Below are 20,625 nucleotides of genomic sequence, written 5' to 3'. Positions count from 1 at the left end.
GGCCCCTCCCGGTTTGAAAAGGCGCCCGCGCGGGGCGCCCTTTCCTTTTTATTTCAGTGGGTTCAGTTCTTTTCCTGATCCACGAGCTTGCCCGCGCTGATCCACGGCATCATGCCGCGCAGCTTGCGGCCGACCTCCTCGATCTGGTGCGCGTCATTCATCCGCCGCGTGCCCTTGAAGAAGGGTTGGCCAACCGCGTTTTCCTGCATGAAATCACGGACAAAGGCGCCACTCTGAATGTCGTGCAGGATCTTTTTCATCTCCGCCTTGGTGCGCTCATATGGCAGCACCCGCGGCCCGCTCACATACTCGCCGTATTCCGCCGTGTTGGAGATCGAGTAGTTCATGTTGGCGATGCCGCCTTCATAGATCAGATCGACGATGAGCTTCACTTCATGCAGGCATTCAAAGTAAGCCATTTCAGGGGCATAGCCTGCCTCGACCAGCGTCTCGAAGCCCATGCGGATAAGCTCGACCAGGCCGCCACAGAGCACCGCCTGCTCGCCGAAGAGGTCGGTCTCGCATTCCTCGCGGAACGAGGTCTCGATGATCCCCGAGCGCCCGCCGCCGATGGCCGAGCAGTAGGAAAGCCCTAATTCCAAGGCCTTGCCGGACGCATCCGTGTCCACCGCCACCAGGCAAGGCACGCCGCCGCCCTTGACGTATTCGCCGCGCACCGTGTGGCCGGGGCCCTTGGGCGCCATCATGATGACGTCCACACCTTCCTTGGCGTCGATGAGCCCGAAATGCACGTTCAGCCCGTGCGCAAAGGCGATCGCCGCACCGGGACGGATGTTGTCATGCACGTATTTGCGATAGGTCTCGCCCTGCAACTCGTCGGGCATGGTGAACATCATCAGGTCGCACCACGCCGCCGCCTCGGCGATGCCCATGACCTTGAGCCCCTCGGCCTCGGCCTTCTTGGCCGAGCGCGAGCCTTCACGCAGCGCGACGACAAGGTTTTTTGCCCCGGAATCCCGCAGGTTAAGTGCGTGGGCGTGGCCCTGGCTGCCATAGCCAAGGATGGCGACCTTCTTGTCCTTGATGAGGTTGATATCGCAATCGCGATCATAATAGACGCGCATGGCGGTCTCCTTTCTTTGGGGTTCTGACTGTGGTGGAGACTACGCCTTGCTGGCGGTGAAGGTGTATGATTATTGGGGTTTATACCGGGCTATCTTGTATATATCATTCTTACTTGATCAGATATTCGGAAATATCATGCTCGACGATACCGACCGCCGCCTCCTGCGCCAGTACCAGCACGCCCCGCATCTCGGCCCGGCAGAGCTTGCCGAGCGCACCGGCCTCACGCCCGCCACCTGCGCCCGGCGGCTCGACCGACTGCGCAGCGCTGGCATCATCCGCGCCAACCGCGCGGTGATCGACTGGCGCGCGCTTGGCTACGAGGTCGAGGTGAGCTTGCGTGTCTCGCTCGACAAGACCGCACCCCGCGCCTTCGACGAATTCATCACAGAGGCGAGGAACGTGCCGGAAGTCATTGAAATACAGACATTCCTTGGTCGCGTCGATCTGCGGCTCTCGGTCATCGCGCGCGACATGGCACATTATCAGCAGATCTACCGCAGCGCCATCCTGACCCTGCCGCATATCGCCGATATCGAGGCGCTCATGCACGTGGCGCGGATCAAGTCCGACGAGGGCCTGCCACTATGATCGCGCTCGACACCACCGACCGGCGTATCCTGCGGCTGCTGGCCGAGGATGCCACGCTTTCCGCCAGCGCCATTGGCCGCCGCCTCGGCCTGTCCCAGCCCGCCGCGTGGCGACGCGTCCGGCGGCTCCACGACAGCGGCGCGATCAGCGGCCAACGTCTTGAACTGGATCATGAAAAGCTGGGGTTCGGCGTGACCGTCTTTCTCGGGGTCAAGCTCGCCACCAAGGGGCGCGTCAGCCTGGAGGATTTCGAACGCGCGGTCACCGCCATCCCCGAGGTGCAGACGGTCGAGCATATCCTCGGCCTGTATGACTACCGCCTGCGCGTGGTCGCCCGCGACATCGCCGATTTCGAGCGCGTGCTGCGGCGTCGCATCATGACGCTGCCGGGCCTCGGCAATGTCGAGGCCAACGTGCTCCTGAGCGAGGAGCGCCGCCCCGGCCCGATCGGCTAGGCCGACCACTGGACATCCCCGCACGCCCGCTGCATCCTGCCGCCGACCCAACAGGAGACGCCTCATGACCGCCCTTCTCGACCATGTCGATCCCGACGGACTTCTGGAATATTCGGTCGTCTTCACCGACCGTTCGCTCAACCACATGAGTAAATCTTTTCAGCATGTTATGCGCGACATCTCATCCATGCTGAAAGAGGTCTATTCCGCCGACGCGGTGGCGCTCGTGCCCGGCGGCGGGACTTACGCGATGGAATCCGTGGCGCGGCAGTTCGGGCACGGCGCCCATGCGCTGATCGTGCGCAACGGATGGTTTTCCTTCCGCTGGAGCCAGATTTTCGACGCGGGTGCCTTCACCGCCGAGACCACCGTCTGCATGGCCCGCCAGACCGGCAACGGCGCACAGACACCGTTCGCCCCGGCCCCGATAGAGGAGGTGGTGGCCAAGATCCGCGAGGCAAAACCGGACGTGGTCTTTGCCCCGCATGTCGAGACTTCCGCCGGGCTGATCCTTCCCGACGACTACATCACCACGCTGGCAGAGGCCGCGCACGAGGTTGGCGCGCTCATGGTCCTCGATTGCATCGCCTCGGGCTGCGCCTGGGTGGACATGAAAACCACCGGCGTCGATGTGCTGATCTCGGCCCCGCAAAAGGGTTGGTCGGCCTCGCCCTCGGCAGGGCTTGTCATGCTGTCCGACCGCGCGATGGCCCGGCTGGAAGAGACCACTTCGGACAGCTTCGCGCTCGATCTGAAAAAATGGCATGCGATCATGCAGGCTTACGAGGATGGCGGCCATGCCTATCACGCGACCATGCCGACCGATGCCTTGCGCGGGTTCCGCGACACGATGATCGAGACGCGCGATTACGGGTTCGACCGACTGCGGCAGGCGCAATGGGAGTTGGGCGACGGCGTCCGCGCAATGCTGGCCGCGCACGGCGTGACCTCGGTCGCCGCCGAGGGCTTCGGCGCGCCGGGTGTAGTGGTCAGCTACACCGACGATCCCGACATCCAGAACGGCAGCAAATTTGCTGCCGAAGGGATGCAGATCGCGGCGGGCGTGCCGCTTCAGTGCAATGAGCCCGAGGGCTTTCGCACCTTCCGCCTCGGCCTGTTCGGGCTGGACAAGCTCTACGACGTGCCGGGCGCGCTCGCGCGGCTGGAAGCGGTGCTCGATCGCGTACTCTGACCCTCAGCCGTGCGCCCCGAGGCCCATTTGCATAAGCGTCCTGCGCACCGGGGCCAGCGAATAGATCGCGTCGAGCGCCTGCGCCCGCGCGTCCCGCAGGGGCCGCGCCCGCAGCATGGACGCGCGGTTGAGCACGTCGATCCCCGTCACCCGCGCGCACACCTCCATGTGGCGACGGCGGTGATAGGTCTCTAGCATCGCGCGCTCGCCAAGCCGCTCCGGCGCGGCCTCTGCCAGCTCCAGCAGCACCCGCATGTCGCCAAGGCTCATGTTCAGCCCCTGCGCCCCGATGGGCGGCACCACATGCGCCGCCTCGGCCACCAGCGCCACGCGCTCGGCCCACATGCGCTCGGCCACCTGGCTGATGATCGGCCAGACCGTGCGGCGCGAGGCGAGCGTCAGGGGCCCGAAGAGATGGCAGGAGCGCGCGTTCATCTCGGCCTCGAACTCCGGCACCGGCAACCCGGCGAGGCGCACCGCCTCTGGTCCCTCTTCCATCCAGACGATCGCCGAGGACGGTCGCCCGTCGAAATCCGGCAGCGGCACCAGCGTGAACGGCCCGCCCGAGCGGTGAATCTCGGTCGAGACATTGTCGTGCGGGATCGGGTGGGTGACGGCGAAGGCCAGCGCCTTCTGCCCGTAACGCTTTGTTTTCACGACGATTCCCGCCGCCTCGCGAATGGGCGAGTTGCGCCCGTCGGCAGCGATCACCAGCCGCGCGCGCACGCCCGTCCCGTCGCTCAGGCCCACGAGCGCCTCGCGCTCGCGCGTCAGTAGCGTGGTTGTGCCGGTGCCAGGGCGAAAGCGCACCCCCGGCAGGCTCTCCAGATGCGCCACCATCTCGCGACGCAGGAGCCAGTTGGGCAGGTTCCACCCGAAGGGCCGGTCGGAGATATCCGCAGCGTCGAAATCCTTGACGATGCGCGGCTCCGGCTCGGCGCCCCCGGCATCGACGATCCGCATCACCTGAAGCGGCATCGCGTGAGGGCCAAGCCGCGCCCACAGCCCGGCGCGCTCGAGCAGCGCCTGCGCCGGTTGCAGAAACGCGGTGGTGCGCAGGTCGGCTCCCTGGGCCTCGCGCTCAGTCACCGGCGGGGCGGGGTCGACGCAGAGCACCGAGAATCCCGCCTGCCCGAACACCGCCGCTGCCGCGAACCCGGCCACACCCCCGCCAGAAATCAGGATATCGACATCTTCGCGCGTCATCCGAGCCTCCTTGCCGCGCGCCTCTTCACCGTTCAGACGCGCGAGACGGTGATGAGCAGCCCCCACACGACCGGCACCAGCGCCAGCGCAGGAATATAAAGCCCGGGAATACCCCAGAGCGCAACGCTTGTCGCCCAGCCGGCGACGAAGACGGCGACGCTCAGCAGGATGCGCAGCGCCGTGGCGGTCTCGGCGTCGGTCTCTGCCTGCGGCGTGGCGTGGGTTTCGATCGCGGTCATGGTCGGTCCTTTCACGAAAATGGTGACTTCGACAGTCACCTAGGCCAGGCCCGCACCCCCTTCAAAGAGACGTCTCGCCGCAGGCCCCGAGGCTCAGACCAGCCGCGCGAGAAACCCGCCGAGATCATCGGTGTGGTAATGGATATGCGTGGCCGGCACCGGCTCGGGCGCAACGTGGACGGTGCGCATCCCCATGTCGTGCGGAGCGGCGAGGTTGCGCGGATCGTCCTCGAACATGGCGGCGCGCCCGGCCTCCGAGCCATCGCGCTCGAGCACGGCAGCAAAGGCGCACGCCTCCGGCTTGGGGCGAAACCCGGCATGTTCCACGCCATAGACCGCATCGAACGCCCCGGACAGGCCCCGCGCCGCCACCACACGACCCGCATACTCGCCCGAGCCGTTGGTATAGACGATCTTGCGCCCCGGCAGCGCGCGGATCGCGCCCGCGAGGTCCGGGTCGGGCGCGAGATGGTCGAGCGAGATGTCGTGCACCTCGCGCAGATACCGGTCAGGATCGAGATCGTGGCACCGCATCAGCCCGGCCAGCGTGGTGCCGTGCTCGCGCCAATAAGCGTGCCGGATGCGGTCTGCCTCGGCGCGCTCCACGCGCAGGAACTCCATGACAAAGGAGGTCATGCGCGCCTCGATCTGGTCGAAAAGCCGCGCCTGCGGCGGGTAGAGCGTGTTGTCGAGATCAAAAACCCATGTCGTGACGTGGGTGAAATGCTGCCTGACCATGACCCCGCGTATAGGCCAATGCGACACACCGCGCAATCGTCCGGGCTTGATCGTGCTCTCAAAGCGCGTAAGCTGCCGTTTCACTGGCATAAAGGACCGCCATCCCATGAAAACGCCGAGCACTGATGCCTATTCACTGATCCTCGAGGCCATCGACAGCGGCGTATTCAAGCCCGGCGACCGGCTGGTGGAAAGCGATCTGGCAGAACGCTTCGGCGTGTCGCGCACGCCCATCCGCGAAGCGCTCCAGCGGCTTGAGACGCAATCCATGCTCACCCGGGACGGGCGCAGCCTGATCGTCGCTTCGCTCGATTACAACCAGCTCTCCGAGCTATACACCGTGCGCGCCGAGCTCGAGGGGCTGGCCGCGCGTCTCGCCGCGATGCACGCCACGCCCGAGGAGATGCGCGTGCTGCGCGACATGGTCGAGGACGACCGCGCGCTCATCGGTCGCCCGCAGGACATGGCGCGCGCCAACCGCCGGTTTCACAAGCAGGTCCACCTGACCTCGCACAACCGGTTTCTGGTCCAGCAACTCGATCTCGTGCACCGTTCGATGGCGCTCCTCGCGACCACCTCGCTCGCCGCCGAGGGCCGCGGCGAGGATGCGCTAACCGAGCACGATGCCATCGTCACAGCCATTGAGACCCGCGATGGCGACGCCGCCGCGCAGGCGCTGCGCGATCACATCTCAAAGGCCTTCGTGACCCGGCTCAAGCTTGATTCCGGCGAGATCAAATCCACCGTCTGACCGCCGCCGCCCGCGCGCGGCGATCGACAGGCCGTGCACCGTCTTGTCCCAGAAGAACGGCTTGAGGATCAACTCGTAGAGCGCCTTGTAAGCGGCCACCGCCGCCAGCGGGGCATAGAAGTGCATGGTCGGCACCCATCCAAGAAGATGGCGATGCCGCCGCCCCGAGACCGCTTGCGCGTAGATACTCAGGTTTATCACTTCTACACTGAGGAATAGACTGCCAAGCAGCACCAGGAGCGGCCAGGCCACCACCGCTTCGAGGGGATGGGGCAACCCGAACAACAAGAGCCAGAAAGACCACAGAACCGGCGCGAGCAGCACCTGGCTGACAGACGAGACGAAATGCGCCTGGAACCCCCAGAACCGCCATGCACCCAGTTGCGCGTAAAGCTGCCGGGGCGCGCGCATATGCACCAGGTAAGTGGTCATATAGCCCTTGAGCCAGCGAGAGCGCTGCTTGACCCACGCCCAGGGATGGCAATTGGCTTCCTCCTCGGTGACCGTGCCAACCATCTCGGTGCGATAGCCGTGGCGCGCGAGGCGAAAGCCGAGATCGGCATCCTCGGTCACGTTATGCGCGTCCCAGCCCCCCAAACTCTCAAGCACGTCGCGCCGGATATAGAGCGTGGTGCCCCCCAGCGGCAACGCCAGCCCGAGCCGGGCCATACCCGGCATGATCGTGCGAAACCACGTGGCGTATTCGATTGTGAAGCAGCGCGCCACCCAGTTCTGGCGCGGGTTGTAGTAGTCGAGCACGCCTTGCAGGCAAGCGAGATCGTGCGGCGCGGTCTGAAAGCGTCGCGCGACCTGTGTGATCTGGTCAGGGTCGGGCGCATCCTCGGCGTCGAAAATGCCGATGATCTCGCCCTGGCAGAAATCAAGCGCGTAATTCATCGCCCGCGGCTTGGTGCGCGGCTGGCCATCGGGCACGATCACCGGCCTGATCCAGGGCGGCAGGTCGATGGTGGCCAGCGTCTCCTGCGTGAGCCGGTCCTCCTCTTCGAGAACCAGGATCACGTCGAGCAGGCATTTGGGGTAGGTCAGCCGGGACAATCTTGCCACCAGCGCGTGCGCGATCTCGGTCTCGCGAAACAGCGGCACGAGGATCGAGACGCGTGGCAGCGGGGCATTTGTCGCGGCAACAGGCATTTCATGTTCGCGCGGTCCGGTCATCGCAGCGATGAAAGCCGTAATCTTGAGCCCGGCGGCCACGACCAGCGTCAGCACCGCCCACAAGGCGAGCGCCCCGAAAACCCCCAATGGAAACACCAGACAGAGCGCGCAGGCCACCGCCAGCACCGCGAAGGTCAGGCCCATCCGTGCATTGGCATGTGCCTCCCAGGTTCGGCAGCTTTCGTTTTCAGGCGTGCGCGCGGCAGCCATATCTCGGAGCACGTCGCGCTGCAGCTCTGCGATGCGCCCCTGAATCGCCGCCCGTGGGGCGACAAGCGACCGGGCACCGGCCAGATCGGCGGGCAGCACCGAGCGTAACGCACCGAGAGGCTCGGCGCCGTCGCTCACGATCCGCGGCTGTCCATCCTCGGCACGCAAGATCACCGCGCCGTGCCTGAGCAGAACGCGCGGGTCGAGCCCGGTCTCGACCGGCGTCATGTCGGTGAGGGTGTCCGCCTCGATCCGCTCTGCGTTGATCCGGCGGGCATGAGCGGTGAGGAGATCATCCTCGCGCGCCAGCCCCTCGGCCATCAGGATACGATCGAGCGAGGTATCGCAACGCCGCTGCACGAGCTCGGCGAGCGTGGCATCGGCACCGCTTATCACCCCTTGGCGCACCAGATCGCGGCCCAGCGGATGCATCGGCACCCGCGTGCTCTGTCGCTGACGGTCAAAGCCGCCCTGACGCAACTCGGAAATTCCCATGTCCGGCCTCCGCTGCCTGTCCCCTTCGGAAAAGCTAGCGGGCGGAAGGTTAACGATCCTTTAACAAGCGGTTAACGCTGGCAGAAAAGCTGACGGTATCGCGGGCTTACCCGGCCATGGAGTCCGCGAACCGCTCAAACAGGTAAAAGCTGTCCTGCGGGCCGGGACTGGCCTCGGGGTGGTGCTGCACAGAGAATACCGGGCGGTCCTTCAGCCGGATGCCGCAATTCGAGCCATCGAACAGCGAGACATGCGTCTCGATCACGCCATCGGGCAGGCTCTGCCCGTCCACCGCGAAGCCGTGGTTCATCGAGGTGATCTCGACCTTGCCGGTCTCGATCTCCTTGACGGGGTGGTTGGCACCGTGGTGGCCGTGGTTCATCTTGATCGTGTGACCGCCCAGCGCCAGTGCCAGCATCTGGTGCCCGAGACAGATACCGAAGAGCGGCACCCCCCGGTCGAGCACACCACGGATCATCGGCACCGCATATTCCCCCGTGGCCGCCGGATCGCCGGGGCCGTTCGACAGGAATACGCCGTCGGGTTGCTGCGCCAGCACCTCCTCTGCGGTGGTCGTGGCGGGCATCACCGTCACCTCGCAGCCCGCGCTCGCCAGGCAACGCAGGATGTTGCGCTTAGCGCCATAGTCGATCGCCACCACCTTGTGGCGTGCCTCGGTCTGCCGCTTGTAGCCCTCGGGCCAGGCCCAGCGCATCTCGTCCCAGCGATAGGATTGCCGGCACGATACCTCGCGCGCGAGGTCCATCCCCTCGAGCCCGGCAAAGCCGCGCGCCTTCGCCACCAGCGCGGCGGCATCGAAATTGCCCGAAGGGTCGTGCGCGAGCGCCACGTGCGGCGCGCCCTGCTGGCGGATCGCGCGCGTGAGCCGCCGCGTGTCCACCCCCCCGATAGCGATGCGCCCGCGCCGCGCCAGCCATGTCGAGAGATGCTCCTCGGCGCGCCAGTTCGACGGCTCGGTCGGATCCCACTTGACGACCATCCCCGCCGCCACCGGCTCGGCGGTCTCGTCATCGTCGGTGTTCACCCCCACATTGCCCACATGCGGAAAGGTGAAGGTGACGATCTGCCCGGCATAAGAGGGATCGGTCATGATTTCCTGGTAGCCGGTCATCGCGGTATTGAAACACAGTTCCGCCACCGTCTCGCCAATGGCACCGAAGCCCTGCCCGTAGAACAGCGATCCATCGGCCAGCGCAAGGCAGGCGGTCGGGTGAGGTCTGGACGCTTGGGCCATCGCGGGGGTCTCCGGGCTGGGGGTAAATCGGCGCATCAATACGGCCAGCCCCTGCCTTGGTCAACCCACCACCATGCGCGGCCCGGACGGTTGTCATGCCCACGCCTACCCGCTAGGCTTAATGCCTTGCAAACGGTCATGGGGATGGACCTGATGGAGTTACGTGACCGGATCGGTCAGGCGCTGAAACAGGCGATGAAGGACAAGGATCAGAGTCGCCTCGCGACCCTGAGGCTCATCAACGCCGCGATCAAGGATCTTGAAATCGCCAGCCGCGGGTCGGACGACGCCGCCGCGCTCGGCGATGCCGAGATCAGGGCGATCCTTGCCAAGATGGTCAAGCAGCGCAACGAGAGCGTGCGCGCCTACGAAGAAGGCGGGCGCGTCGATCTTGCCGAGCGCGAACGCGCCGAGATCGCGGTGATCGAGGAATTCCTGCCGCGCCAGCTCGACGCTCAGGAAATCGACGCCGCCATCAACCGCGCCATCGCCGATGTCGGGGCCGCCTCGATTCGAGACATGGGCAAGATCATGGCCAAGCTCAAGGAACGCCACGCCGGGCAGATGGATTTCGGCGCGGTCGGCGCACAGGTCAAGGCGCGGCTAAGCTAACGCGGGGCGCGGGTCTGGCCTGGCGCGCGCGGAGGGGCAGTCAGCGATGAGCCGCGCGGGGGGCTGTCCCGATCGTCCGCCACGGACCAACACCACCGCCCCCTTATCCCGTCATCGGCGCGGGGGGTGGGCGGATCGCGTCGGCCAGTTCGCCGTGCAGGGCCTTGCGCTCGTCCTCCGAAAGGAACGCGCCGATCTCCACCTCGCGCCCACCGCCCCTGAGCGTCAGGTAATGCTCCACCGGCCCGCCCTCGGGATGCATCTGCACCCGCGCCCAGTAGCGATTGCACGCCCATTCCTGCACGTCGCCGCGCGGGTTGGTGCGCACGAGGCGCAGCTCGTCGGGCGTGATGGTCAGCACCTCGCGCAGCCGGGCGCTGCGATAGGTCGCCTCGAGGCCCCACCACACGCCGCCCACCGCCAGCAACAGGAACGGCAACAGCCCCCACAGCAGCATCGTGCCCAGAAGCGGGTAGAGCGGGATGGTGATGAGCGCGAAGGTCGCCAGCACGAACGCGGCAAAGCCGCGGCGCGGCAGCGACCGGTGCGGCCAGAGTTGAAGTTCGAGATCGCGGTCCGCGCCCTGCGGCGGGCTGCTCCAGTGATACGGCATGCCCCGTTTGTAGCCTGACAGCCAGAAATGAAAAGAGCGCGCGGAGGGCCTGTAAGCCGGATTCTGTCCCGGGGGCGCGGGGCCCCCTTCGGATGACCATTCGTCTCGACGCGCGGTTGCCCGCGCGCCTCTAGCTGCCTACCCGGACCGCCGGGCCAAGACGTGGCCTGCGGGCGGTATCGGTTGCCCGACCTGCCCCGCGCGCGGTCCCTATTCGGCATTGCTCCCGGTGGGGCTTGCCGTGCCGGTCCGGTTGCCCGTCCCGCGGTGGGCTCTTACCCCACCGTTTCACCCTTGCCACGGTCGTAACCGGGGCGGTCTGTTTTCTGTGGCGCTTTCCCTCGGGTTGCCCCGGCCGGGCGTTACCCGGCACCGTCGTCTTGTGGAGTCCGGACTTTCCTCGCCACCCCGTTGCCGGGGTGTCGCGGCCATCCGGCCCTCCGCGCGCCCCATCGCTTAGGCGTTCGGCCCTGCCCGGTCAACGGGAAAGCGTGCCGCCAGATCGGCCATGCGCGCGCAATCCGCACGGTCCAGCGGCCCCGTGGCATGCGGGCGAAAGCGCAGCCGAAACGCCGCGAGCAGCGCCTCGCGGTCCACATCGCCCACGGGATAGCCGAACCGCGCCGCCGCCGCCTCGAACCGCGGCCAGTCTGCGACCCCCTCCGCCCCGGCGTCCGACCACACCGACAGCCCCGCACGCGCCAGCCCCCGCCAGTCAAAGCGTGGGCCGGGATCGGTCTTGCGGCCCGGCGCCAGGTCGGAATGCGCGATCACCCGCGCGGGCGGGATCGCCCGTCGCGCCATGATCCCGCGCATCACTGTCTCCAGCGCGGCCATCTGCGGCCACGGATAGGGATGGTCGCCGCAATTGGCCAATTCTATCCCGATGGAGCGCGAATTGACGTCGCTCACATCGCCCCAGCGCCCTGCCCCCGCGTGCCACGCGCGCGCATCCTCGTCGACTAGCTGCCAGACGCGCCCCCGCTCGCAGATCAGGTAATGGGCCGAGACCGCCGCCACGGGATCGCACAGACGCGCCAGTGCCGCCTCGGCGCTCTCCATCGCGGTGTGGTGCAGCACGATGAGATCGGGCCGCGCCCCATCCCGGCGCGGCCCACGGTTGGGCGACCGATACGCCGCGATGCCCGCGCCCGGATCAGTCGGCCAGGGCACGGCGGAACGGTGCCGGATCCCAGTCGCAAGCATAGCCGTCGCCGTCGGGATCGAGCGCCATCCGGTCGCGCTCGGGCCCGCCCTTGCGCAGGAAATCGAGCTGTGCCTGGTCTGGCGAGGAATATTCCGCGCAGTTGCGCACGTGGCGCGCTTCCGTCGCGAACGCGCTGCGGGAATAGAGCTGCGTGCCGACCGGGTGCTTCGAGGACAGTGCGTATTCCACGATGTTGGGGCCCACGTCGCCCGGGCGCGTGCCGACCTCCTCGGGCTGGACCACCTCATACTGCTCGCGATTGCGCGCGATGCGGGCGGCGTCCTCTTCTATCGAACGCTCGGAATCGACCGCGTCAAAGCTGTTCTCCCGCGAGATACCGACATCGTTGACAACGGCAGGTGCCGGGTTCGACGGGCTGGCCTGAAGCGGTTCATCCCCCGAGTCGGTCCCTGATCCGGTCGCTTCCAATGCCGCCTCGGCGTCGGCGGCGATGCGCTCGGCCTCAGAGGCTTCGGGGGCCTCGGTCGCGCCCCCTGTAGCATCGAGCGGCTCTTCAGAGATCGCGTCAGGCCGCGGCAGCGTCTCTCCCGCCAGCGCCGCCTCACGCGCGGCCTTTTCGCGCTGGTAGGTATCGTAATCCTCGAATCCCACGCCGGCCCCGCTGTCGGGGATCGCCGGGGCACAGGCGGCCAGCGCCGCCACAACCACAAAACCAAGCGTCAACCGCATCCGCATCATCCCGTCCAGACCCGCATCGTCGCGGGATTTACCACCATTTCGCCGGCTTATCCACAAAGCCCGCCGCCCGCTCCAGCGCATGCGCGGTATTCAGCAGATCGCCCTCTTCCCACGGCCGCCCGATCAGTTGCAATCCCAGCGGCAGCCCCTGCCGGTCGAGTCCCGCGGGCACCGCGATGCCCGGCAGCCCGGCGAGGTTCACCGTCACGGTAAACACGTCGTTGAGATACATCTGCACCGGGTCGGCCTCTGCCATCTCGCCCAGGCCAAAGGCCGCCGAGGGCGTAGCCGGCGTCAGGATCGCGTCGATGCCTGCGGCGAATACCTCTTCGAAATCGCGCTTGATAAGCGTGCGAACCTTGCGCGCGCGGTTGTAATAGGCGTCGTAGAACCCGGCCGACAGCACGTAGGTCCCCACCATCACCCGGCGCTGCACCTCCGCGCCAAAGCCCTCGGCGCGGGTCTTCTCGTACATCTCGGTGATGCCGTCGCCCTGGGCAAGTTTCGCCCGGTGGCCGTAACGCACCCCGTCATACCGCGCGAGGTTCGACGAGGCCTCGGCAGGCGCGATCACGTAATAGGCAGGCAGCGCGTATTTCGTGTGCGGCAGCGAGATGTCGCGGATCTCCGCGCCCGCATCGGCCAGCATCTCACGGCCCCGCGCCCACAGCGCCTCGATCTCCTCGGGCATGCCGTCCATGCGGTACTCTTTAGGAATCCCGATCACCTTGCCCCGGATATCCCCCGAAAGCGCTGCTTCGAAGTCCGGAACCGGATAATCGGCCGAGGTGCTGTCCTTCGGATCGTGCCCGCACATGGCAGAGAGCATGATCGCCGCGTCGCGCACCGACTTGGTCATCGGCCCGGCCTGATCGAGCGACGAGGCAAAGGCCACGATCCCCCAGCGCGAGCAGCGCCCGTAGGTCGGCTTGATCCCGGTGATCCCCGCGAAAGCGGCTGGCTGCCGGATCGAGCCGCCGGTATCGGTGCCAGTCGCGGCAAGGCACAGATCGGCGGCCACCGCCGCCGCCGAGCCCCCCGAAGAGCCTCCAGGCGTGAGAGGCGCCTCGTCATTGCCGCGCCGCCACGGGTTGACCACGTTGCCGTAAGCCGAGGTCTCGTTGCTAGAGCCCATGGCAAACTCGTCCATGTTGAGCTTGCCCAGCATTACCGCGCCCGCATCGAAGAGATTCTGCGTCACGGTTGATTCGTATTCCGGGCGAAAGCCGTCGAGGATGCGGCTCGCCGCTTGGCTTGGCACCCCCTTGGTGCAGAACAAATCCTTGATCCCCAGCGGAATGCCGCACATCGCGGGCGCATCGCCCGCGTGCAACCGCGCATCCGCCGCCCGCGCCTGCTCGCGCGCCAGATCGGGGGTGGGATGGACAAAGGCGTTGAGCGCCCCCGCCGCCTCGGCGGCTGCGAGACAGGCGTCGGTCAGCTCGAGGCTCGTCACTTCGCCACGGCGCAGCGCGTCGCGCGCCCCGGCGATGGTCATCGCGTTCAGCTCAGACATGCTCACTCCACCACTTTCGGCACGGCAAAGAATCCCTCGCGCGCGTCCGGCGCGTTCGAGAGAATCCGCTCCTGCATCCCGCCCGCGGTCACCTCGTCTGCACGCCGCTTCAGGCGCATGGGCGTGACGCTCGTCATCGGCTCTACCCCCTCGACATCGACCTCGCCCAACTGCTCGATAAAGCCGAGGATGGTGTTGAATTCCTGCGCCAGCGCGGGCAGCGCGTCCTCATCCACGCGAATCCGCGCGAGCTTGGCCACGCGGGCGGCGGTCTCAAGGTCTATCGACATGCGCCTCTCCATGATCGGGTCGGGATGCGTTTACCCGCGCGCGCGGGCAGAGGCAAGCGGTGGCCCCTTTCCTTGCGGCCCATGCCTGCTAATCTCTCCCCGACCAACAGCGAAGGAGACCCCCATGCGCATCACCTGGCTCGGACACAGCTCTTTCCGCATCGAGATCGCGGGGCAGATCCTGCTCGTCGATCCGTGGCTCGACGGCAACCCGATGCTGCCCGAGGACCAACACGAGACGGCCACCGCGGGCGCCACCCATATCCTCGTCACCCACGCCCATTTCGACCATATCAACGGCCTCTTGCCGCTCGCCAAGCGCCTCGGCGTGCCGGTGGTGGGACAGTTCGACCTGATGTCGCACTGGGCCGAGGCCGAAAAGATCGAGACCGTGGGCTTCAACAAGGGCGGCACCGTCGATCTCGGCGGCGTTGCCGTGACGATGGTCCACGCCACCCATTCCACCTCGATCGCCACGCCCGACGGCCCGCGAGTGACGGGCAGCGAATGCGGCTACATGATCGAGGGAGAGGGCCACGTGATCTACGTCTCGGGCGACACCGACGTGATGGCCGACATGAAGGTCTTCAACGATCTGCACGCCCCCGATATCGGCATCCTCTGCGCGGGCGGGCATTTCACGATGGACATGGCGCGCGCGGCCTACGCGGCCAAAACCTTCTTCGATTTCAAGACGGTGATCCCGTGCCATTACCGCACCTTCCCGCTGCTCGAACAATCCGCGGAGACGCTGACCGAGGCGCTGCCGGGCGTCGACGTGATCGAGCCGCAGGTGATGGAAGCGATAGAACTCTGAGCGCGGTGTGGGGGCCAGCCCCCACGCCCCCGGGATACTTGCGGCAAGATGAAATCAGGAGCGCGGGCGGCGGCTGCGCTGTGGCTTCGGTTTGGCCTTCGATTTGGGCTTGGCGTCCTTGCCGTCGTCCTCGTCCTTCAGCCCCAACTGATCGCGGAGCACGCGGGGGCGGATTTCCTCCACCGTGCCGGGCTTGAGATTGCCGAGCTGGAAGGGGCCGTAAGAGAGCCGGATCAGCCGGTTGACGATCAGTCCCACCGCCTCCATCGCGCGGCGCACCTCGCGGTTGCGGCCCTCGCGAATCGATACCGTCACCCAGGCGTTGGCGCCCTTCTGGCGGTCGAGCGTCACGGTCATGGGCTGGAACCGCTCGCCCCCGAGCGTGAGCCCCTGCCGCAGCGGCTCGAACGTGGCATCGTCGGGCGTGCCGTTGACGCGCACCCGGTAGCGGCGCAGCCAGCCGGTCGAGGGCAGCTCCATCCGCCGCTTGAGCGCGCCGTCATTGGTCAACAATAGCAACCCCTCGGAATTAAGGTCGAGCCGGCCCACGCTCATCACCCGGGGCATGTCCTCGGGCAGGTCGTCGTAGATGGTGGCACGGCCCTGCTCGTCGCTCGTCGTGGTCACGCGGCCACGCGGCTTGTGGTAGAGCCACAGCCGTGGCGGCTCTGGCGCGTCGAGCGCGCGGCCATCCACGGTCACGCGGTCGGCGGGCGTGACATTGAGCGCGGCGCGGGTGATCTTCTGCCCGTTTACCGTGACACGTCCCGCCTCGATCAGGCGCTCGGCCTCGCGGCGGCTGGCGCGGCCTGCGCGGGCGATGACCTTGGCGATGCGTTCGCCCTTGGGGGTGTTGCTGTCCATGCCCGCGCGCATAGCGCAAAGCCGGGGCTTGCGAAAGGGACATGCGCACGCCACAAGCGGCGCATGGTGTCCCAGGGTCACATGCAGGTCGCGCTTGCCGAGGCGCGGGCCGCCGCCGGGCGCGGCGAGGTGCCGGTTGGCGCGGTGGTCGTGGCGCCCTCGGGCGCGGTCGTGGCGCGCGCAGGCAACCGCACCCGCGAGCTCAATGACCCCACGGCGCATGCCGAGATCCTCGCCATCCGCATGGCCTGCGCCGCGGCTGGGTCCGAGCGGCTGCCGGGCCACGCGCTCTACGTCACGCTGGAACCCTGCGCCATGTGCGCCGCCGCCATCTCTGCGGCGCGGATCGCGCGGCTGTGCTACGGCGCTGATGATCCGAAATCGGGCGGGGTGGCGCACGGGGCGCGGGTGTTCGCACATCCGCAATGCCACCACGTGCCAGAGGTCTATGACGGCATCGGTGCCATCGAGGCCGAAACGCTGCTCACCACCTTCTTTACCGCGCGGCGCGGCTCATAGGATCGTCACCCCGTCGGCAAGGAACGGGTGCGCCGCGATCGCAGGGGCGACAATGGTTTCGGACAGCACCGGCTTGAGCCGCGCGGCCAGCGTCTCGGGCATGTCCTGCAGTATCCCCTTGCGCGCGGTGACGGCGATGGTGCGCGTCAGCGGTGCCAGCGGCAGCTCCATCACGTCGATCTGATCGGCGAATCGCCGCGCCCGCATCAGCGCCAGCGGCGTCAGGATCGACCAGCCCGTGCCCTGCCCCACCAGCGCCAGGATCGAGTGATAGCTGTCGAGCTCGAACCGGTAGGGCAGGTTTAGGTTCTCGCGCGCCAGGTGCGCCGAAATGAGCCGTCCCATGTAATGGCGCTGCGTGTACTGGATGAGCGGCAGCCACTTGAGCTGGCGCAGGATATCGCGGTCCGGCCGGATCGCGCCACGCGGCGCCACCACGACAAAGCGCTCGCGCAGCACCGGGTGCACCTCGGTCCAGTCCGCGCCATCGCCAAGCTGCGCCGACACGATGATGTCGAGCGCGCGCGCATCGAGCTGATCGTAGAGGTAATGGCTCGCGCCCGTCTCCAGCAGGAACTGGCAGCCCTTCAACTCGCCCGCCATGTGGGTCAGAAGCTGCGGCGTCACGTCCGCCTCCAGATCCTCGATCATGCCGAGGCGGAACCGCGTGAGCGTGGTGAGATGCGACATCGCCAGCTCTACCCGCGCCTGCGCCGCCTCGTTCAGGATCGCCTGCGCGCGGCGGTGCATGATCTCGCCCGCCGGCGTGAGGCGGATGGGCCGGGCGTTGCGTTGCAACAGCGTGGCGCCCACCGCGCCTTCGAGGTTGGTCAATTGCTGGCTCACCGCCGAGGGGCTTGCCCCCAGCCGCCGCGCGGCGGCAGAGATAGACCGCTCGTCGGCGGCGGCCATGAATACCTCGATACCCCAGAGCGTGATCCGGCCGCTTTTCTCGACCATCGTGTTACTTGTCGAGCTTGGACAGCTTGTCCTGCAACTCGGCAAGCTGTTTGCGGATCGTGTCGAGATCGTCGTCCGCGTGGTCGCTCTTGCCGGTGTCGTCGTTCTCGTCCCGGCTCGTGCCCGGCCCGGTGCCGCCCAGCCCGCCAAGACCGCCGGTCATCGCCTTGACGAAGGCCTCCTGCTGCTTGCGCATCGCCTCCATCCCCGGCATCGTGGCGAGCGGATTGGCCTTGGTCATGTTCTCGAGCATCTTGGACTGCCCGTCGCGCAGCATCTCGAAACTGGCGGCCAGGAATTCCGGCACCACGCTGGTGGCCTGCGTTGTATAACTGCGCACCAGGTCGTTGAGCACGTTGATGGGCAGCACGCTCTCGCCGCGGCTCTCGTGCTCGGCGACGATCTGAAGCAGGTATTGCCGCGTGAGATCGTCACCGGATTTCAGGTCGATGATCTGGACCTCGCGCCCCTCGCGGATAAAGCCGGCGATATCCTCGAGCGTCACGTAATCAGAGGTCTCGGTATTGTAGAGACGCCGGCTCGCGTAGCGTTTTATCAGGAGCGGTTTATTCGTATCGGCCAAGGGGGATCCTCCCGCGGAATGCAGCGCTGCGGCAAACCTTAGACGCAGGCGCAGCAAAATGAAAGGGCGAGCCTTTCGGCTCGCCCGGCAAAAGCGCGTCCCGCTTGGGAGGGGATTGAGACGCGTCCTGCTGTTCGCTCGCGCCTTACTTGGACGTGGCGGCTTTCTTGGTGGCTGCGGTCACGTCGTCGCTGGCCTTCTTGACGGCGGCAGCGGCGTCTTCCTGCATGGTCTTGCCCGAGGCGAGCAGCAGTTCGACGGTTTCCATCTGCACCTTCTTGGCCACTTCGGCGAAGGCAGCCATGTGCTCGGCGGCGACTTCGGCATTGGCCGACGCGAAATCGGTCATGGCCTTGGCGTAGTCGGCGGGCTCGGTCTTGGCTTTCGACATCTCGCTAAGCTTGGAGAGCGTCTCCTTGGTCCACTTGTTGGAGATCTCGGTCGACTGCTCGGCAGCCGACAGGGCAACGCCCGACAGCTTCTCGTTCAGGGCCGCCTGGCTCTTGAACGTATCTTCCATGGCCTTGGAGTCCACGGGGAAGTTGCCCATGACGTCTTTGAACATCGCGGTGAAATCAGTGGTCTTGGTCATTGTCTCGTCCTTTCGGTTACAGCGGGGGGGCCGCTTCTTTGCTACTGACAGGAATATACTTGCTGCAGTGCAGCATTTCAAGTTTTTTCTGCGCTGCAGCAAAAAATTCGCGAAAGCCGCCTCGCGCCGCGTCAGGTGGTCGCCTTCTTGCGCACGTAGGTGCCGGGGGCGGGGGCAAGCGGCGGGTGCTCGGCGTCGCCAGGCTCGCGCGCCGGGACCATCTTGCCCGATCGTTTCTTCAGCCACGCCTCCCAGCGCGGCCACCACGATCCATCGTGCCGTGTCGCGCCAGCCATCCACTCGTCCGCCGTGCCGCTCAGGTCGTCATTGGTGTAATGGCCGTATTTCTTCTTGGCGGGCGGGTTGACGATCCCGGCGATATGGCCCGATTCCGAGACGATAAAGGTGCGGTTCTTCGATCCGGTCTGCTGAAAACCACGATAGCAATCCTTCCACGCAGCGATGTGATCGGTCTCGCAGGTCACGGACATCAGCGGGATTTTCACGTCGCGGATATGCAGCCGCTCGCCGCACATCTCGAATCCGTCCTCGACGAATTCGTTGCGCTGGCACAGGCCCCGCAGGTACTGCATCGTCATCCGGCCCGGCAGGTTGGCCCCGTCGCCGTTCCAGTAGAGCAGGTCAAACGCGGGCGGCGCCTCGCCCATCATGTATTTGCGCACCGCGGGCTGATAGATCAGGTCGCGCGAGCGCAGGAACGACATGGTCCGCCCCATGATGAACGAGCGCAGTACACCCTGCGCGTTTACCTCCACCTCGATCCCGTCAATGAAATCGTCCTGCAGGAACGGGGTGAATTCCCCCTGTTCGGCAAAATCCGTGAGCGCGGTAAAGAACGTGGCCGATTTCACCGACTTGTCGCCGCGCTTGGCCATCAGCGACAGCGCGAGGTGTAGCGTGGTCCCCGCGATGCAGTAGCCCACGGCGTTGACCTGTTTCTCGCCGGTGATCGCCTTGATCTCGCGAATCGCGGTCAGGTAGCCTTCCTCGATATACTCCTCGAGGCCCACCTCGGCATGGCTGGCATCCGCATTGACCCAGCTCACCACGAACAACGTATAGCCCTGCTCGGTGATCCACTTAATCAGGCTGTTCTCGGGCTTGAGATCCATGATGTAGAACTTGTTGATCCACGGCGGAAAGATCACCAGCGGCGTGGCGTGGACCTCCTCGGTCGCGGGCGCGTACTGGATCAGCTCCATCATCCGGTTGCGATAGACCACCTCGCCCGGCGTGGTGGCGATATTCTCGCCCAGCTCGAACGCCTTGTCGTCGGCCAACCGTACAACCATCTCGCCATCGTTGGCCTCCAGGTCGGCGATCAGGTTCTCCAGCCCCTTCACCAGGCTCTCGCCCTCGGTCTCCAGCGCGCGTTCCAGCGCGTCGGGGTTGGTGCCGAGGAAATTGGTAGGCGACATCAAGTCGATGATCTGGTGCGCGAAATAACCGAGCCGCTTGCGGTCCTTGTCCGGCAGGTCCTCGTCGATCTCCGCAAGCGCCTTCTCGATCGCCTGCGTGTTGAGTGCGTATTGCCGCTTGACGTATTTGAAATACGGATGGCTGTCCCACAGCGGGTTGGCAAACCGCTTGTCCCCGGCGAGCGGGTCGGGCGCATCCTCCGCCTCGTCCTCGTCACCGCCGCGCAGCATCGTCTGCTGCGCGTCGAGGAAATGGCGCACGGACTTGCCCCAGTAGTCGAGCTGCTGCTCGTAGAGCTTGCCGGGATTCTCCAGCATCTCGGTCCAGTAGGAGGTCGCGGCCGTGGTGAAAAGCTCCTGCGACGGGGTGTTCAGCGTGGGATTCGCGGGGTTTCGGGCGGCCAGTGCCTGGATCAACCGCTGCGACAACTGTTCGACCTTCGCAAGATTTTCATTGAGTTTCTCGATGTTTGCGCCTGCGACATCGTCTTGCGTTGTCATTTTGAACATTTCCCCTTAA

At 66.3% G+C, this 20,625-nt stretch carries 23 protein-coding genes and 1 other RNA gene; 7 read left to right on the top strand and 17 right to left on the bottom strand.

Translation table 11 applies throughout. The features are described 5' to 3' along the window. Positions 1 to 62: 62 nt before the first annotated feature. Positions 63 to 1,085 carry a ketol-acid reductoisomerase gene (ilvC, locus tag C6W92_RS08435; protein ID WP_129432557.1) on the bottom strand — a complete coding sequence of 341 codons (1,023 nt, stop codon included), beginning with the start codon at positions 1,083 to 1,085 and terminating at the stop codon, positions 63 to 65. 136 nt (positions 1,086 to 1,221) lie between these two features. Between ilvC and C6W92_RS08430 the strand changes: the two genes are divergently transcribed. The 3 genes from C6W92_RS08430 (at position 1,222) to C6W92_RS08420 (ending at position 3,324) form a co-directional block, all read left to right on the top strand. Then, positions 1,222 to 1,677: an Lrp/AsnC family transcriptional regulator gene (locus C6W92_RS08430; protein WP_104017713.1), complete on the top strand. Its 456-nt coding sequence runs from the start codon at positions 1,222 to 1,224 to the stop codon at positions 1,675 to 1,677. After that, on the top strand, positions 1,674 to 2,132 hold the full coding sequence (locus C6W92_RS08425; RefSeq protein WP_129432556.1) for an Lrp/AsnC family transcriptional regulator: 459 nt from the start codon (positions 1,674 to 1,676) through the stop codon (positions 2,130 to 2,132). The genes C6W92_RS08430 and C6W92_RS08425 overlap by 4 nt, the downstream gene beginning before the upstream one ends. Before the next feature lie 64 nt (positions 2,133 to 2,196). Next, positions 2,197 to 3,324, top strand: a complete 1,128-nt coding sequence (locus C6W92_RS08420) for an aminotransferase class V-fold PLP-dependent enzyme (RefSeq protein ID WP_129432555.1) — start codon at positions 2,197 to 2,199, stop codon at positions 3,322 to 3,324. A 3-nt stretch (positions 3,325 to 3,327) separates the two neighbouring features. Here the strand turns inward: C6W92_RS08420 and C6W92_RS08415 are convergent, their stop codons facing one another. From C6W92_RS08415 to C6W92_RS08405, 3 genes are all read right to left on the bottom strand, one after another. Then, positions 3,328 to 4,530 carry a UbiH/UbiF family hydroxylase gene (locus C6W92_RS08415; RefSeq protein WP_129432554.1) on the bottom strand — a complete coding sequence of 401 codons (1,203 nt, stop codon included), beginning with the start codon at positions 4,528 to 4,530 and terminating at the stop codon, positions 3,328 to 3,330. Between the two features lie 32 nt (positions 4,531 to 4,562). Next, complete coding sequence (locus C6W92_RS08410; RefSeq protein ID WP_129432553.1) at positions 4,563 to 4,769, bottom strand: hypothetical protein; 207 nt, start codon at positions 4,767 to 4,769, stop codon at positions 4,563 to 4,565. Positions 4,770 to 4,862: 93 nt separating this feature from the next. Next, positions 4,863 to 5,507 (bottom strand): pyrimidine 5'-nucleotidase, encoded by a 645-nt coding sequence (locus C6W92_RS08405; protein WP_129432552.1) that lies wholly within the window; start codon positions 5,505 to 5,507, stop codon positions 4,863 to 4,865. Between the two features lie 106 nt (positions 5,508 to 5,613). On the opposite strand from C6W92_RS08405, the gene C6W92_RS08400 reads away from it, so the two are divergent. After that, positions 5,614 to 6,258 (top strand): GntR family transcriptional regulator, encoded by a 645-nt coding sequence (locus C6W92_RS08400; protein ID WP_129432551.1) that lies wholly within the window; start codon positions 5,614 to 5,616, stop codon positions 6,256 to 6,258. Here C6W92_RS08400 and C6W92_RS08395 read toward each other — a convergent pair. Further along, positions 6,199 to 8,139: a glycosyltransferase gene (locus C6W92_RS08395; protein ID WP_129432550.1), complete on the bottom strand. Its 1,941-nt coding sequence runs from the start codon at positions 8,137 to 8,139 to the stop codon at positions 6,199 to 6,201. The genes C6W92_RS08400 and C6W92_RS08395 overlap by 60 nt on opposite strands. Positions 8,140 to 8,245: 106 nt before the next feature. Beyond that, positions 8,246 to 9,394 carry a glutamine-hydrolyzing carbamoyl-phosphate synthase small subunit gene (gene carA, locus C6W92_RS08390; protein WP_129432549.1) on the bottom strand — a complete coding sequence of 383 codons (1,149 nt, stop codon included), beginning with the start codon at positions 9,392 to 9,394 and terminating at the stop codon, positions 8,246 to 8,248. Between the two features lie 153 nt (positions 9,395 to 9,547). Between carA and C6W92_RS08385 the strand changes: the two genes are divergently transcribed. Next, the gene (locus tag C6W92_RS08385; RefSeq protein WP_129432568.1) at positions 9,548 to 10,006 is read left to right on the top strand and encodes a GatB/YqeY domain-containing protein; all 459 of its coding nucleotides are present in this window, start codon (positions 9,548 to 9,550) and stop codon (positions 10,004 to 10,006) included. Between the two features lie 103 nt (positions 10,007 to 10,109). Here C6W92_RS08385 and C6W92_RS08380 read toward each other — a convergent pair whose 3' ends face one another. From C6W92_RS08380 to gatC, 6 genes are all read right to left on the bottom strand, one after another. Next, complete coding sequence (locus C6W92_RS08380) at positions 10,110 to 10,619, bottom strand: DUF2244 domain-containing protein (RefSeq protein ID WP_129432548.1); 510 nt, start codon at positions 10,617 to 10,619, stop codon at positions 10,110 to 10,112. A 36-nt stretch (positions 10,620 to 10,655) separates the two neighbouring features. After that, an RNA gene (gene rnpB, locus C6W92_RS08375) (RNase P RNA component class A) lies at positions 10,656 to 11,063 on the bottom strand. Positions 11,064 to 11,075: 12 nt separating this feature from the next. Then, positions 11,076 to 11,792 (bottom strand): N-acetylmuramoyl-L-alanine amidase, encoded by a 717-nt coding sequence (locus C6W92_RS08370; RefSeq protein ID WP_241691105.1) that lies wholly within the window; start codon positions 11,790 to 11,792, stop codon positions 11,076 to 11,078. Then, entirely contained in the window at positions 11,776 to 12,516 is a 741-nt protein-coding gene (locus C6W92_RS08365) for a hypothetical protein (protein WP_129432546.1), read from the bottom strand. Before C6W92_RS08365 ends, C6W92_RS08370 begins: the two co-directional genes overlap by 17 nt. A gap of 37 nt (positions 12,517 to 12,553) precedes the next feature. Next, on the bottom strand, positions 12,554 to 14,041 hold the full coding sequence (gene gatA, locus C6W92_RS08360) for an Asp-tRNA(Asn)/Glu-tRNA(Gln) amidotransferase subunit GatA (RefSeq protein ID WP_129432545.1): 1,488 nt from the start codon (positions 14,039 to 14,041) through the stop codon (positions 12,554 to 12,556). Positions 14,042 to 14,043: 2 nt separating this feature from the next. Continuing rightward, positions 14,044 to 14,331, bottom strand: a complete 288-nt coding sequence (gene gatC, locus C6W92_RS08355) for an Asp-tRNA(Asn)/Glu-tRNA(Gln) amidotransferase subunit GatC (protein WP_129432544.1) — start codon at positions 14,329 to 14,331, stop codon at positions 14,044 to 14,046. A 124-nt stretch (positions 14,332 to 14,455) separates the two neighbouring features. Here gatC and C6W92_RS08350 point away from each other — a divergent pair, with 124 nt between their 5' ends. Then, on the top strand, positions 14,456 to 15,148 hold the full coding sequence (locus C6W92_RS08350; protein WP_129432543.1) for a metal-dependent hydrolase: 693 nt from the start codon (positions 14,456 to 14,458) through the stop codon (positions 15,146 to 15,148). Between the two features lie 54 nt (positions 15,149 to 15,202). Here C6W92_RS08350 and C6W92_RS08345 read toward each other — a convergent pair whose 3' ends face one another. After that, positions 15,203 to 16,012: a pseudouridine synthase gene (locus C6W92_RS08345; RefSeq protein ID WP_104017716.1), complete on the bottom strand. Its 810-nt coding sequence runs from the start codon at positions 16,010 to 16,012 to the stop codon at positions 15,203 to 15,205. A 63-nt stretch (positions 16,013 to 16,075) separates the two neighbouring features. Here C6W92_RS08345 and C6W92_RS08340 point away from each other — a divergent pair, with 63 nt between their 5' ends. Then, complete coding sequence (locus C6W92_RS08340; protein ID WP_129432542.1) at positions 16,076 to 16,531, top strand: nucleoside deaminase; 456 nt, start codon at positions 16,076 to 16,078, stop codon at positions 16,529 to 16,531. On the opposite strand, the gene C6W92_RS08335 is transcribed toward C6W92_RS08340, so the two are convergent. The 4 genes from C6W92_RS08335 to phaC form a co-directional block, all read right to left on the bottom strand. After that, the gene (locus C6W92_RS08335) at positions 16,526 to 17,491 is read right to left on the bottom strand and encodes a LysR family transcriptional regulator (RefSeq protein WP_129432541.1); all 966 of its coding nucleotides are present in this window, start codon (positions 17,489 to 17,491) and stop codon (positions 16,526 to 16,528) included. The two genes, C6W92_RS08340 and C6W92_RS08335, sit on opposite strands and share 6 nt — an antisense overlap. Positions 17,492 to 17,495: 4 nt before the next feature. Beyond that, a complete protein-coding gene (gene phaR, locus C6W92_RS08330) occupies positions 17,496 to 18,074 on the bottom strand; it encodes a polyhydroxyalkanoate synthesis repressor PhaR (RefSeq protein ID WP_129432540.1) in 579 nt (192 codons plus the stop codon). Positions 18,075 to 18,219: 145 nt separating this feature from the next. Then, the gene (locus tag C6W92_RS08325) at positions 18,220 to 18,666 is read right to left on the bottom strand and encodes a phasin family protein (protein ID WP_129432539.1); all 447 of its coding nucleotides are present in this window, start codon (positions 18,664 to 18,666) and stop codon (positions 18,220 to 18,222) included. 131 nt (positions 18,667 to 18,797) lie between these two features. Then, positions 18,798 to 20,606: a class I poly(R)-hydroxyalkanoic acid synthase gene (gene phaC / locus C6W92_RS08320; RefSeq protein WP_129432538.1), complete on the bottom strand. Its 1,809-nt coding sequence runs from the start codon at positions 20,604 to 20,606 to the stop codon at positions 18,798 to 18,800. Positions 20,607 to 20,625 lie beyond the last annotated feature (19 nt).

Origin of the sequence: Roseovarius sp. A46 (genome assembly GCF_004126395.1) — a bacterium.
Classification (GTDB): Bacteria; Pseudomonadota; Alphaproteobacteria; order Rhodobacterales; family Rhodobacteraceae; genus Roseovarius; species Roseovarius nitratireducens.
Note: the sequence above shows the minus strand (reverse complement) of the source record. Positions and strands in the feature narration are given on the sequence as shown.

What these genes read in the sequence shown, in the direction of transcription:
- ilvC (WP_129432557.1), bottom strand. Translation starts at nt 1,085, where the DNA reads ATGCGCGTCTATTATGATCGCGATTGCGATATCAACCTCATCAAGGAC.
- C6W92_RS08430 (WP_104017713.1), top strand. Translation starts at nt 1,222, where the DNA reads ATGCTCGACGATACCGACCGCCGCCTCCTGCGCCAGTACCAGCACGCC.
- C6W92_RS08425 (WP_129432556.1), top strand. Translation starts at nt 1,674, where the DNA reads ATGATCGCGCTCGACACCACCGACCGGCGTATCCTGCGGCTGCTGGCC.
- C6W92_RS08420 (WP_129432555.1), top strand. Translation starts at nt 2,197, where the DNA reads ATGACCGCCCTTCTCGACCATGTCGATCCCGACGGACTTCTGGAATAT.
- C6W92_RS08415 (WP_129432554.1), bottom strand. Translation starts at nt 4,530, where the DNA reads ATGACGCGCGAAGATGTCGATATCCTGATTTCTGGCGGGGGTGTGGCC.
- C6W92_RS08410 (WP_129432553.1), bottom strand. Translation starts at nt 4,769, where the DNA reads ATGACCGCGATCGAAACCCACGCCACGCCGCAGGCAGAGACCGACGCC.
- C6W92_RS08405 (WP_129432552.1), bottom strand. Translation starts at nt 5,507, where the DNA reads ATGGTCAGGCAGCATTTCACCCACGTCACGACATGGGTTTTTGATCTC.
- C6W92_RS08400 (WP_129432551.1), top strand. Translation starts at nt 5,614, where the DNA reads ATGAAAACGCCGAGCACTGATGCCTATTCACTGATCCTCGAGGCCATC.
- C6W92_RS08395 (WP_129432550.1), bottom strand. Translation starts at nt 8,139, where the DNA reads ATGGGAATTTCCGAGTTGCGTCAGGGCGGCTTTGACCGTCAGCGACAG.
- carA (WP_129432549.1), bottom strand. Translation starts at nt 9,394, where the DNA reads ATGGCCCAAGCGTCCAGACCTCACCCGACCGCCTGCCTTGCGCTGGCC.
- C6W92_RS08385 (WP_129432568.1), top strand. Translation starts at nt 9,548, where the DNA reads ATGGAGTTACGTGACCGGATCGGTCAGGCGCTGAAACAGGCGATGAAG.
- C6W92_RS08380 (WP_129432548.1), bottom strand. Translation starts at nt 10,619, where the DNA reads ATGCCGTATCACTGGAGCAGCCCGCCGCAGGGCGCGGACCGCGATCTC.
- C6W92_RS08365 (WP_129432546.1), bottom strand. Translation starts at nt 12,516, where the DNA reads ATGCGGTTGACGCTTGGTTTTGTGGTTGTGGCGGCGCTGGCCGCCTGT.
- gatA (WP_129432545.1), bottom strand. Translation starts at nt 14,041, where the DNA reads ATGTCTGAGCTGAACGCGATGACCATCGCCGGGGCGCGCGACGCGCTG.
- gatC (WP_129432544.1), bottom strand. Translation starts at nt 14,331, where the DNA reads ATGTCGATAGACCTTGAGACCGCCGCCCGCGTGGCCAAGCTCGCGCGG.
- C6W92_RS08350 (WP_129432543.1), top strand. Translation starts at nt 14,456, where the DNA reads ATGCGCATCACCTGGCTCGGACACAGCTCTTTCCGCATCGAGATCGCG.
- C6W92_RS08345 (WP_104017716.1), bottom strand. Translation starts at nt 16,012, where the DNA reads ATGGACAGCAACACCCCCAAGGGCGAACGCATCGCCAAGGTCATCGCC.
- C6W92_RS08340 (WP_129432542.1), top strand. Translation starts at nt 16,076, where the DNA reads ATGGTGTCCCAGGGTCACATGCAGGTCGCGCTTGCCGAGGCGCGGGCC.
- C6W92_RS08335 (WP_129432541.1), bottom strand. Translation starts at nt 17,491, where the DNA reads ATGGTCGAGAAAAGCGGCCGGATCACGCTCTGGGGTATCGAGGTATTC.
- C6W92_RS08325 (WP_129432539.1), bottom strand. Translation starts at nt 18,666, where the DNA reads ATGACCAAGACCACTGATTTCACCGCGATGTTCAAAGACGTCATGGGC.
- phaC (WP_129432538.1), bottom strand. Translation starts at nt 20,606, where the DNA reads ATGACAACGCAAGACGATGTCGCAGGCGCAAACATCGAGAAACTCAAT.